Source organism: Yersinia sp. Marseille-Q5920 (assembly GCF_946902935.1).
Classification (GTDB): Bacteria; Pseudomonadota; Gammaproteobacteria; order Enterobacterales; family Enterobacteriaceae; genus Yersinia; species Yersinia rochesterensis.
Genome location: NZ_CAMPQA010000002.1, coordinates 318,513 through 332,089, shown reverse-complemented (window position 1 = coordinate 332,089; position 13,577 = coordinate 318,513). Strand labels below are relative to the sequence as shown.

Here is a 13,577-nt window from a genome sequence, read left to right as displayed (position 1 = left end):
GATTTATCCTCTTGCTGCCAAAGCGGTAACCCGGTTAAAAGGCTGGCCGCTGTGAATCATTTCCAATGCTTGCTGTGCGTTGTGGCGTAAGTTTTCTTGCCCGTGCAACTTCAGCAATAACGCCACGTTAGCCGCGACGGCTGCCGCGTGGGCTGGTGTACCCTTACCTTGTAACAACCGTGCTAAAATGTCACGATTTTCTTCCGGTGCGCCGCCTTGCAGTGAGCCAAGTTCATAGCGATTTAAACCAAAATCTTCGGGCGCTAATTCGTAGCTTTCAATATGGCCGTTATTCAGCTCGGCGACTTGTGTCGGCGCATGAATCGCCACTTCATCCATTCCACCGCCATGCACCACGGCAGCGCGTTGATAACCCAATACTTTAAGAGTTTGAGCAATCGGTAAAACCAGTTCAGGGCTATACACACCAATCAGCGCCAACGGCGGGCGGGCGGGGTTAATCAATGGCCCCAGCACATTAAACAGGGTACGGGTTTTCAACTGTTGGCGCACCGGCATCGCGTGGCGAAAACCCGTGTGATACTGCGGCGCAAACAGGAAGCAAACGCCTAACTCATCCAAGGCCAGACGCGATTGTTCGGCGCTCATGTCGAGGCGAATACCAAAGGCGGCCAGCAAGTCTGACGAGCCGGAGCGACTGGAGACACTGCGGTTACCGTGTTTGGCCACTTTCACGCCACAACTGGCGGCAACAAAGGCGCTCGCGGTGGAAATATTGATGCTGTTGGTGCCGTCGCCGCCGGTGCCAACAATATCAGCAAACAGGTAATCTGGGCGCGGGAAAGGTTGTGCGTCGGCTAATAAAGCTTGTGCGGCACCGGCAATCTCGGCTGGCGTTTCACCGCGTACTTTCATACTGATTAATGCCGCCGCTAATTGGCTGGCTTCCAGTTCACCACGCACAATCGCGGCAAATAATAGCTGGCTTTCTTGCTGGCTCAGAGACTCGGCGCGGAACAGTTTTTCTAATAACAATTCTTTTGGTAATAGATTGTGCATCATCAATTCCTTAAATATTCAACCCCCAAAGGGCTTGGCATCACAGCTAACACTCTTGCGGTTATACCCGCGAAGGGGATAGCGCCCAGTCTAAGGTTTGCTCCAGCAACCTGGCCCCTTGGGTGGTTAAAATCGATTCCGGGTGGAATTGGTAGCCACAAACCCGATGGGCATCATGACGAACCGCCATCACCATCTCGCCAAAATGGGCGTTAACGGTTAATTCTGCTGGGATATTGCTGCCGACTAATGAATGGTAGCGGGCGACCGGTAACGGATTTGGCATTCCGGCAAACATGCCGTGCCCGTCATGTTCAATGGCTGACGCTTTGCCATGTAATATTTCACCGGCCTGACCCACATGACCACCATAGGCTTCGACAATGGCTTGATGGCCGAGGCAGATTCCGATAATCGGCAACTGACCGCGTAAACGCTGCAACAATTCCGGCATACAGCCCGCTGCCGCGGGAGTGCCGGGGCCGGGTGATAACATCAGCACCGGCCGCTCGAGCTGTTGCAAGCGCTCAATAATGGTGTCGGCGGCAATGTGGTTACGGTAAATCACCACGCGATGGCCGCTTGAGCGCAACTGATCAACCAGGTTGTAAGTAAAGGAATCGATATTATCGAGCAGCAAGATATCGGCCATTAGATTGTTTTCCATTAGAACATTTTCCATTAGAACAGCTCCCTGGCGTGGTGTGCAGTGGCAATTGCTCGTAGAACCGCGCGGGCTTTATTACGCGTTTCATCGGCTTCCGCTTGTGGGATTGAGTCGAGCACCACACCAGCACCCGCTTGTACAGTGGCAACCCCGTCTTCAACATAAGCAGAGCGAATCACAATGCAGGTATCCAGATCGCCATGGGCGGTGAGATAGCCGACGGCACCGCCGTAGCTGCCCCGACGCGATCCCTCACTGTCAGCGATTAATTGCATCGCCCGGACTTTGGGCGCGCCACTTAATGTCCCCATGTTCATACAGGCTTGATACGCATGCAGCACATCTAAATCGTGGCGCAATGTGCCCACTACGCGAGAAACCAGATGCATAACAAAGGAATAGCGGTCAACTTTGGTTAAATCCGCCACGTAACGGCTGCCTGGCTCACAGATGCGCGCCAGGTCATTGCGGGCTAAATCCACCAACATCAAATGCTCGGCCAGTTCTTTATGGTCGGTGCGCATTTCCAGCTCAATGCGGCTGTCTAAATCGCGGTCCAGTTCACCATTAGCGCGACGGCCACGAGGACGAGTACCGGCAATCGGATAAATTTCAATCTGGCGATTGGTGGCGTCGTATTTCAGTGCGCTCTCTGGTGAGGCACCGAACAAAGAAAATTCATTATCCTGCATGAAGAACATATAAGGGCTTGGATTACTGTCTTTCAGTGTTTGGTACGCCGCCAGTGGTGATGGGCACGGTAATGAGAAGCGGCGGGAAGGTACCACTTGGAAAATCTCACCTTGGCGAATGGCTTGCTGTAATTCACTGACCACTGCGCCGTACTCTTCATCTGATTGGTTACACTGTAACGTCATTTCCGGCACTGATTTGGCTGGAATAGGCTGTGGCGCTTGTTGCAATTGGTGGGCAAGCTGTTCTAAACGGGCCGTTAAGCGCTGATGCTCGCTGTTATCCGGAGTGAACAAACTGGCTTGCAAACGTGTGGAGCGGTGTTGGTGATCCAGCACCAATAATGTTTCGGCTAAATAGAAACAGAAATCCGGGCAGCGGCTTTCATGGCGCAACTGCGGCAAGTTTTCAAAACCGGCGACCAAATCGTAGGCAAACAAACCTCCCATAAACATGGCTTCCCGCTCTGCCGCTGGAGCCTCGACCAGTTTCAGCAGCAGGCGCAAAGCATCAAAAACGGATAATGCCTGTAAGCGAGAGTCTTCATCTTGCACGTCATTAATGACGGGAAACGTCAGTTCGCGGCCATTTGGGCGCACTTGAATCTCAACTTGCGCGGGTAATGCTGAGTCCAACAGTGGTAATAAAGAAGCGCCATTGCGTGTCAGCGCTTCTATCGTCACTTTCTGTCCCAGTGCGGTGATACGCAGCGCACTGTCGACAATCAGCAAGCTTTTCAGGTTTTGTTTGCTGGTCACTTCCGCAGATTCAAGCAGCAATGTTGCTGGCCGTGCGCCGCAGAGCTGGTGGAACAGTGCAGTTGGGTCATCACGGTAACATCCCGTGGTGGTCAATAACTGTAAAGTAGGGCGCGAGGTTTGCATTGTTTGTCGTTCCTGAAAAAGTGTTTGTCGAAATCTATCCATAAAAAAGCCCGCTATTAGCGGGCTGAAGCAATCTGCATTGTCTGGTGACTGATATGCGCGATTACACCGCCCGAGAGAGGGAGATGTGCCACCAACGCAGTAAGGAAATCAGGGAAATTTTCATTATCAGTCACTCGCTATAATTGCTTTGATTGTGTTATCGAATAGACCCGAACAGCATATTGGTCTCTCGTGAACTTGTGTACTAGTTAACTGGTTCGCGAGATGAATGTCAACCCCTGATGATTGTTTTTTAACAAACTCTTTTTGTCAGGGCATTGGTCTTACTGGGCTTGAAGTATGACGGGTATAAATAAGATTGATTAACGTTAATGTCACATTAGCGAGTATAATTGAAAGCCACGCTTTTTCCGGACTCATGTTTTGGCTAATGAATCAGTTTTGACTAATAAACCCGTTTTATCTGATAACACCACATCACCTGACACGGCTGATTTAACAGATGCTGTCACATCAACGGCTTTCACACTCTATGATTTGCATAGCCACACCACGGCATCGGACGGCTCGTTAAGCCCCGCGGCGTTGGTTATCCGGGCGGCGCAAATGCGTGTAGGTGTATTGGCGATTACTGATCACGATACCACCGCAGGGTTAGCAGAAGCCGCCGCGACTATCGAGCAACAGCAATTGCCCATCCGACTGATTTCCGGAGTTGAGATTTCCACATTATGGGAAAACCATGAGATCCATATTGTGGGTTTGGGTATGGATATCCAGCATGCCAGTCTTCGCCAGCTATTAAGCGAACAATCAGAGCGCCGCTATATTCGAGCGCAGGAGATCAGTGCTCGGTTGGCAAAAGCACGGATCCTTGGTGCATGGGAAGGGGCAAATCGCTTAGCAGAGGGCGGCCAGGTGACGCGAGGCCATTTTGCCCGCTATCTGGTGGAGTTAGGTCTGGCCAGCAATGTCGGCCAGGTTTTTAAAAAGTATTTGGCCAAAGGCAAGACAGGCTATGTTCCCGCGCAATGGTGTACAATAGAACAAGCTATTGATGCTATTAAGCAATCTGGTGGGCAGGCTGTACTGGCGCATCCTGGGCGTTATGATTTAACGGCGAAATGGCTGAAGCGGTTATTAGCGCATTTTGCTGAGCATGGCGGTGATGCTATGGAAGTTGCCCAGTGCCAGCAAGCCCCCCACGAGCGGGCACAACTTGCCCAATATGCGCGCGACTATAATTTACTTGCATCCCAGGGGTCTGATTTCCATCAACCTTGTTCCTGGATTGAGTTGGGCCGCAAATTGTGGCTGCCCGCTGGGGTAGAACCGGTATGGCGTGATTGGCTGATAGAGCGCTAATCCACTTGTACGTTGAATGATAAGGCAGAATCATGAGTCAATTTTTTTATATTCACCCGGAAAACCCGCAGCCGCGGTTAATCAACCAAAGTGTTGATGTTTTGCGCAAGGGTGGGGTGGTGGTTTATCCGACAGATTCGGGTTATGCCCTGGGCTGCCGCTTAGAAGATAAGGCGGCAATGGAACGTATCTGTCGCATTCGCCAGTTGGATGGAAACCATAACTTCACATTGGTATGCCGTGACTTGTCCGAGTTATCAACTTACGCCTATGTTGATAACTCCGCGTTTCGGTTAATCAAAAATAATACTCCCGGCAATTATACATTTATACTGAAAGCGACAAAAGAAGTGCCTCGGCGTTTGATGAATGACAAACGCAAAACTATCGGCTTGCGTGTACCGTCTAATCCTATTGCGTTGGCGCTGTTGGATGTATTGGGTGAACCGCTGATGTCGACCACATTGATGTTGCCGGGCAATGATTTTGCGGAGTCTGATCCAGAAGAGATCAAAGAGCACTTGGGAAAACAAGTGGATTTAATTATTCACGGCGGCTCTCTGGGCCAACAACCCACCACGGTGATTGATCTAACGGATTCTTCCCCAGAAGTTATCCGCGAAGGTGCCGGTGACGCCACTCCATTCCGCTAAGCGGCAGCGAATTTATAGTCATTGTGAATGTAACGCGCGTGTTGGATACGCCAGTCAGCTTGCTTTGAACGGTAAGTATCCAACTCGCGGGCTAAATACTCCCCCAAACTCCATCAAAAACCCCCACTGCTGACGAGCTCCTTCAGTCTCCTGTTTTCCCTTAAAAAAACCTGTTGTCATCCTAATGCATTTGAGTTGCTTAATGAGTCACGATTTTTGCTAAGACTTTATTCAAATATGAATTGAAATTTTTCAGGTAATACCGATTAAGCTCTTTTCATCTTTATTTTTATTTATGCATCTAATTGATGCTTTTATAAAAATAATCATATAATTCAAGTTATTATCTGGCCTGGACGAGGTTGTTTTTCCTGTTTGTTTTATGTCTAATAAAAATTACTTCTGAATATAGATAGGCTTTCTCTGCTAAGACTAATTTCTCATTGATAATTAACTTTGTATTTTTTGCTTATTTAATTGATTTTTTTGAATGGTTGTTTTTAAGACAGATCCAATGCAAATTTAATTGTAAATATATTTACATGGCTATTATTTTAATTAGACGATCTTTTATTCTAAGGTTTAAATCATTTAACAGAGTAATAATCTGAAAGTACGCTGCAAGGTGGTCATTTATGGGTCTATATGTCGAGTTAATCATTTTTATGATCATAAATACCAAAAAACTTGCTTTTTCTATATGACTGGGCGATTCTTATTAAGACTGAATGCGACTAATGAAATGACTGATGTTAAATATAATTTTTTTGCCACAATTTGATTGTGGCGTGCTTGGATAAAAAGTATTTATTTTATTTTATCTTACTGATAAACACTCATAATAATTTATTGCATTAAAATAAAAAAAAGGCGTTACTACATAATCCCCATATGGTTTTATAAGATTATTCTTATCTATTTTTTTATTTAACTTATTGATATTAGTAGTTAATATTTTATATTTCAGATCATTGTAGGATTTTTCCTACCAATGTGCTCTCCACCTCCTATATATCTGTATAACCTCGTACGTTTATCATTGTTATTAATGATGCAATATCAGGCTTAAGGTATACACCAGTGGAAGTTCGCCAACTTAATTACTTTTTAGTTAAGTAACAATGTTGCTCGTTATTTATAACCCATAATATACAGAGAAAATTGAGCGTTTTATGAATCGAGTATTTAAAGTCATTTGGAATAGTGCTTTAGGCCGTTACGATGTTGCATCTGAGTTTTCTAAATCAGGAAAAAAAGCTAAGTCTTCTTGTTCAGGTCATGTCGATACGACCTTAGGCTTAACAACACCTTCTCGTCTGAGCCAGGTTGCCATCACTCTGATGTTCACCTTAGGGGCGAGTTCTGCCTTTGCAGCAGACATTAGTGTTCCGGTATTTACTCCAGAAGTTCAATTTGAACAGACATTCACCGGCCCAAATAATACTTTGTCGGGGAGTTTTAGCAACATTGCACGCGGTGATTCTGGATTTAAAAATAGCAAACTGGGTGATATTCCCCCGGGGAATTTCCTCTATGGTGCAGAGAATCTGATCAGTAAAAATATTTTCAATTTAGGGGATATGGTTACTGAAACTTTCCTTGATCCGAAAGGAACCGGCGCATTAATTACTATTAATGTGTATAGCAGCACGGCGATGTCAATTAAACCTTTGGCCGATTTTTCGGTACCAGTTTCTTATGCTGTCGGTGAGAATGGTCAGTATGTGAATCGTAACTTATTCCATGTGCAGGATAGCAGTGATCTGACCGTTAATGTCGGTGGCACTGCGGCAGGTTGGGTCAATGAGGATACCAACTACTTTAACGCTATTCTTAAGGGTGGCTTGAAAAGTCAACCTGAGCTAACCACCTCTTCAGGATTCTATGTTGACTCGACGACTTTAGCTCAAAATACAGTTTTAAATTATAACGCTAAGACCGTGGTCAACCTGGGTAATAACAGTAATAACATTCGTGATAGCACCACTTCAGTGGCTAATGCGGTACTTGATGACTTTACTGGCACTTTCACCAGCCCTTATTTAGGCGTGCAGAATGTGCAAAACTTTGCTGATTTCCAGCAATACAACAATGCGTTAATTGCCGGTATTAAAAGCGGTGCCATTGTCCTGGACAGCAAAGGTTATCAGGCTGAGTTGGCGCGTGCCTATTTTACTAACGGTAGCAATACTTCACCGAAAGTTACCCCTATCTATCTTGATATGGGTATTGACCCTAATGATGCCATCAATCACATCATTGATTCCGGTCGTGTTGCCTTTATTCATGGTGATGGTCAGCAGGCCATTGTGAATATTGGTGCTGATGCCAATATTCAGGCGTTCAATACGGATATTTCCGTGGTGCGGCTCAACGATGGTGCAACCTTGAATAATGCGGGAACATTAGGTTCAGCCGCCGGCACGGTTCGTGGCACCAATATTATTTTCGCCACTAACAGCACGGTTATTAATGAAGCCACTGGGGTTCTGGATGCCGGGACTAACCCCGAGATGCTGGATTTCAAACCCGTATCCAGTGCCACTTTGCCACTGGATGTCGCCAGCGGCAGTCATACTGCCATTCTGGCGAATGGGGCCTCTTCAGTCACTAACAATGGTGTCATCAACACCGCTTCACGTGGCACCAGTGTTTATACCCGCGCGGCTATCATTGACGGCACCTCTACCTTCGTCAATAACGGCGCTATTAACATTGCTGCAACTGTCGATAACTCTCCTGCAGCAGGGTATCTGAATGAAGGGGTGAGTGTTCAGAAAGGCTCTACTTTTACCAATAATGGCACTGTTTATATTGGCCGCCAAGCCCAGCGCTCGCTCACTGATGTGGTTACTGATCTGGCAATAAAAACAGAGTCTTATGCGGTTAAATTAGTGCAAGACACCGTCAATTTGAGCAATATCGCCACTTTTATCAATAATGCGAGCGGTAAAATTGTCATTGGCAGCAAAACTGAGAACTCCACCGCAATTATCGCACAAGGGGTCAGAACCGCCGTTAATCAGAACGGCACCATTGAGTTGAATGGTGCCGGGGCAACACCAGGACAAAACGCAGCGCAGAATATTGGTATTTCCGCTAGTTCAGGTGCCAACAATGTTGTCAATAATGGCAATATCATTATCAATGGTATCAATACCGTTGGTATGAAAGTGCTGACCAACAGTACCGCGACCAATGCCGGTAGCATTAATGTTAATAAAGGGCTGGATGCTGCTACCAATCTGGCTAACTACGGCATTCAAGCTGTGGGCACGGGCGCTGTGGCTAATCTTTCCGGCCAGGTTAATCTGACTGGCAACGGGGCTATCGGGGTGGTTGCGGAAGATAAAGGCACCATTAATGTCACCGGTAATGGTCAGGTTGAGTTTGTCTCCGGCACCAAACAAGTCGGATACCTGATTTACGGTGCCGGTGCTAGCGTCAATAACACCGCCGTGGGTGCCGAAACTGTTTCAACCGAAGGTTCGACTTTATATCGCGTTGATAAAGGTGCCAGCTTTGCCGGAACCACGGCTTCCACCATGAATGCCACCGGTAAGAATTCCTCTCTTATTCAAGTGACCGGTGCTGGCAGTACGTTTAACTCCGGTGCGCTAGATATGGTGCTTTCGGGTGAGGGTTCTACTGGCGTAAAAGTTGAGGGTGGCGCGACGGGCACCATCACAGCAGATGCCAGTTTAGAACTGAGTGGTAACGGGGCGACGGCCGGTATTGTCGATGGTAAATATTACGGGCTGGACGGTATCGAGACCGGTGCCACCGGCAAATCCGTGCTGACCAGTTCGGCGGTATTAACCACGGGTAACACAGCTTCTGGTGCTTATGGCTATATCGCCCGTAATGGCGGCGAGCTTATTCATAAAGGTTCCATTGATTTTACCCAGGCTGGCAGCACCGGTGTGTTGGTGAATGGCGGGATCCTGACCAACCAAAATATCATCTCTGTGAATGGCACTGCGGTGAATATTCAGGGCGCTAACTCAACAGTGAATAACTCGGGCACAGTGACCGCAACTGATGGTACCGCTGCCTTCCTGTTAGGTTCCGGATCCAGTTTGACACTGTCTGGTAATGGTGTAACCAACGCAGGCGGCACGGCTCATGGCGTATTGCTTGATACCGGCGCTACCGCTCTGACAGTTGACGGTGCAACCATCACTATGACGGCGGGGGGAACTGGCAACGCGATTGAAAATAAAGCAGAAATCGCGGGTATCCAATTAAAAAATACCACTCTGACTGTGGGTAATGGCGCAGGTGTGCGTACCGGAGCCTCGATGGCGGCGACCAACTCTGGCGTGATTAATGTCAATGGCAGCGGCACCGGTATTTTGTTCGCCAACACCGGCGATACCATAACGACTAACGCGCTGGATATGTCTAATTCGGCTGGCCTGGTGATTAATGTTAATTCGGCGGCGGGTAAAGGGATTGTTACCAACTCCAGTCAAAATTTGAAAACCGGTGCCAGTGTCAATGTGAACAATGCTGCTGGCGGCGCGGCCTTGATTGTTAAAGGCACGACTGGCCGTGTTGAGCAGTCCGGTAAACTGACATCCCAGTCACTGACTAGCCCAGTGGTTGATATCAACAATGGCAATGTTACTAGCTTCGTCAATAGCGGCAGCATCCATGCTAACAGTGCGGCGCAGCAAGCAGTGTTAACCAACACCGGCAGCGGCGTGGCCTTCACCAATGAGACCGACGGCAGCATTATCGGTCAGGTCAATCTGTTGGCGGGTAACAATACCGTGACCCTGATGCAGGGCAGTAAAGGGACTGACTTCACCACGGGTAGCGGCGATGATTCCTTTATTCTTAAAGGGCTGACAGCAACAGATACTGGCGTATTCAGTTCACTGAACGGCGGAACCGGCACAGACACTGTGACCTTTGATAGCTCGGTGTATACGCTGAAAGATGCTGATGCTATTCAGAATATGGATTACATCGACCTGATCAATGACTCCACGCTGACACTGGAAAATGTCCTGCTGGCGCTGGGTAATGCGAAAGATGACAACGTCAACACTGGTTTTAACTTGGGTGACGGCAGCTTGTTGCAGGTTAACAATCTGAATGCAGTGAATTTTAACAGCAAACTCAATGGCCTCGGCACTGTTGCGGTCAATACGGCGGGTAACGCGTTTAACTTTACTGCTAACGCGGCCCAGAATGCCTTTAACGGTGTACTGGCATTAGGCCACTCGACTTTTGATCTGGCAGCGAGCAACACCACCGCACTGGTGAACGCGACCCTGAAATTGGGTGCTGACAGCATCACCACGGTCGGTGATGGCGTTCAGACTATCGGCGGATTAATCTTTGACGGCGGGACGGCGAAATTTGACACCGGCACCCCAGGTGAAACGGTAGCGAAAAGCACCATTCATACCACCACCGAGATGAATCTGCTGGGTACCGGGACCGTGGAAGTGAATATCGACAGCATCGATAATAGCCAAACTCCGGTGAATCCTGTGCTGCCAATTCTGGAGCAGGATGATGCTAATACCCTATTGCAACTGGCGGTGAGTGATGTTGCGGTACAAGGTAATGGTGGCAATCTGGTGTTGAAAGACCAGTATGGCAATATTATTACCGATGCCACCACGGCAGATATTGCACAGAACGGCACGACGGTCGCCAAAGGCACTTACGACTATCGCCTGACCAGTGGCGTAAATAACGATGGTTTGTATGTGGGTTACGGTCTGACTCAGGTTGAGTTGTTGGGCAGTGGTGCTGATGCGCTGTCACTGTACGCCACCAATAAAACCGGCCCGGCCGCCGATTTGAGCGCCAAAATTACGGGGAGCGGTGATTTAGCGATTGATACTGGCGCGGGCGATACCGTGACACTGTCTAATCTGTTAAATGATTACACCGGATCTACCGAGGTGCGCAGCGGTACCTTGCAGATGCTGAATGATAATGTGCTGGGTAATACCTCACTGTTATCTTTGGCCGCCACTACCGCCTTTGATATGAACGGTCACAGCCAAACTGTGGGCGAGTTGAATGGCACCGCAGGCTCATTATTGAACCTTAATGGTGGCAACCTGACGTTGAGTCAGGGCGGCATTTCTAACGGTGAATTGACGGGCAGTGGCGCGTTGACGATTGCTGCCAATGTGTTGACCGTTAATGGTGCCAACAGTGGTTTGAGTGCGGTAACCACCATTACTAACGGTGCAGAAGCGGTGCTCAATAATGCGGCAGGGCTGGGGGATGGCAATATTGTCAACGCCGGTCTGTTGACACTGAAAGATGCAGCCGGTCAGCTGGTGAATGCTATCAGTGATGCCGGTCGCGTAGTGTTGCAGGATAACAGCGACATTACCGCCAGCGGCGATAACAGTCTGTTCAGCGGCCTGTTTGACATCAACAATGGCAGCCAGTTAGCGGTTTCTCAGGCGGCAAACCTGGGCAGCGCATCCGTCACCAATAATGGTTCGCTGGTCTTGAACTCAGCCACCGATTGGGCACTGGCTAACAACGTTAGCGGCACCGGCAGCTTGACCAAAAATGGCGCTGGCACAGTTTCGTTAACCTCATCAGCAGCTTATACCGGCCAAACAGATATTAACGCTGGCGGGATTATGCTGGGCAGTAATGCAAACCCAATGACACTGGCCAGCCAGCAGGTGAATATTGCCAGCGGTGCTTTCATGGGCGGTTTTGGTGGTGTCGCGGGTGCGATTGATAACAAAGGTTCCTTGTTTGTTGGCAACCCAACTGCACCAGTGACGTCAATATTGAGTCGTCTGGCACCTGCCAGTAATGTGTTCACTGTAGGGACGGATTTAACCAACAGCGGTATTGTCTTTATCGGCAACAAAACCAGTAATGGAACCGGCACCACAGGCAATCAATTGGTGGTAAATGGTAACTATGTGGGTAACAACGGCTTGCTGCATTTCAACACCGCGTTGGGTGATGATGACTCCGCCACGGACAGCATGATAGTCAACGGCAGCACCAGCGGAACCACCAAGGTTAGTGTGGATAATGCGGGCGGTTCAGGGGCTAAGACGCTGAACGGTATTGAACTGATTCAGGTTAATGGCCTGTCAGAGGGTGATTTCGTGCAAAGTGGCCGTATTGTGGCTGGCGCATATGATTACAGTCTGAAACGCGGCGTGGGCAAAAATGTGGCTAACTGGTATCTGACCAGCTTGAGCAACTTGCCGGTTGATCCTGAAATCCCAGTTGATCCTGAAATCCCAGTTGATCCAGAAAACCCGGTCGGCCCAGAGGAAGAAGTTAAACGTCCTGAAGCGGGTAGTTACACAGCAAACTTGGCTGCTGCTAACAATATGTTTGTGACCCGTCTGCATGATCGTTTAGGGGAAACTCAATATATTGATGCCCTGACTGGTGAGCAGAAAGTGACGAGCATGTGGTTGCGCAACGAAGGTGGGCATAACCGTTCGCGTGATACCAGCGGTCAACTGAAAACCCAAAGCAACCGTTATGTGATGCAATTGGGTGGCGATATCGCCCAGTGGAGCAACAATGACCTGAACCGTTTACATTTAGGTGTGATGGCCGGTTACGGTAACAGCAAAAGCAATACTCGCTCGCAATCCGGCTACCACTCTGATGGTTCCGTTGATGGCTACACTGCCGGTGTCTATAGCACTTGGTATGCCAATGACGAAGATAAGTCTGGGTTGTATGTTGATGGTTGGGCGCAGTACAGCTGGTTCAACAATACCGTGAAGGGCGAAGGTCTGGCGACTGAAGAGTACAAATCTAAAGGGATAACCGCGTCGGTCGAGAGCGGCTACACCTTCAAGATAGGTGAAAATAAGTCTAAGAACGAAACCTACTTTATCCAGCCAAAAGCGCAGATAACCTGGATGGGTGTGAAAGCTGACGAGCATCGTGAAGCCAATGGTACACAGGTGAGCGGCCAAGGCGACGGTAATATCCAGACGCGTCTGGGTGTGCGTTCTTATATGAAAGGGCACCATGCTATCGACAATGACAAAGATCGTGAATTCCAGCCGTTTGTAGAAGCCAACTGGATCCACAATACCAAAGACTTCGGTACCAACATGAACTCGGTTGATGTGAAGCAGGCCGGTACGAAAAATATCGGTGAGTTGAAACTGGGTGTTGAGGGGCAGCTGAACAAGCAACTGAATGTTTGGGGTAACGTAGGCCAGCAATTGGGTGATAAAGGCTACAGTGATACTGCTGTGATGTTAGGGATTAAATACAACTTCTAATCGATTGTTCGTCCTGATAAATAACGGTGCT

General features: G+C 48.5%; 4 protein-coding genes, 1 pseudogene and 1 other annotated feature. Of the genes and pseudogenes, 3 read left to right on the top strand and 2 right to left on the bottom strand.

Features of this window, described 5'->3' with window-relative positions; translation table 11 throughout:
- Positions 1–3 precede the first annotated feature (3 nt).
- Together trpD and OVO64_RS04140 are read right to left on the bottom strand one after the other, a co-directional pair.
- A pseudogene (gene trpD, locus OVO64_RS20610) lies at positions 4–1,672 on the bottom strand (anthranilate phosphoribosyltransferase).
- 29 nt (positions 1,673–1,701) lie between these two features.
- A complete protein-coding gene (locus OVO64_RS04140) occupies positions 1,702–3,264 on the bottom strand; it encodes an anthranilate synthase component 1 (protein ID WP_050291745.1) in 1,563 nt (520 codons plus the stop codon).
- Between the two features lie 40 nt (positions 3,265–3,304).
- Positions 3,305–3,406: a sequence feature (Trp leader region), on the bottom strand.
- Between the two features lie 284 nt (positions 3,407–3,690).
- On the opposite strand from OVO64_RS04140, the gene rnm reads away from it, so the two are divergent.
- From rnm to OVO64_RS04125, 3 genes are all read left to right on the top strand, one after another.
- Positions 3,691–4,632: an RNase RNM gene (gene rnm, locus OVO64_RS04135; protein ID WP_323744644.1), complete on the top strand. Its 942-nt coding sequence runs from the start codon at positions 3,691–3,693 to the stop codon at positions 4,630–4,632.
- Positions 4,633–4,664: 32 nt separating this feature from the next.
- Complete coding sequence (locus OVO64_RS04130) at positions 4,665–5,285, top strand: L-threonylcarbamoyladenylate synthase (protein WP_038633141.1); 621 nt, start codon at positions 4,665–4,667, stop codon at positions 5,283–5,285.
- 1,172 nt (positions 5,286–6,457) lie between these two features.
- Entirely contained in the window at positions 6,458–13,546 is a 7,089-nt protein-coding gene (locus OVO64_RS04125) for an autotransporter outer membrane beta-barrel domain-containing protein (protein ID WP_267248638.1), read from the top strand.
- Positions 13,547–13,577 lie beyond the last annotated feature (31 nt).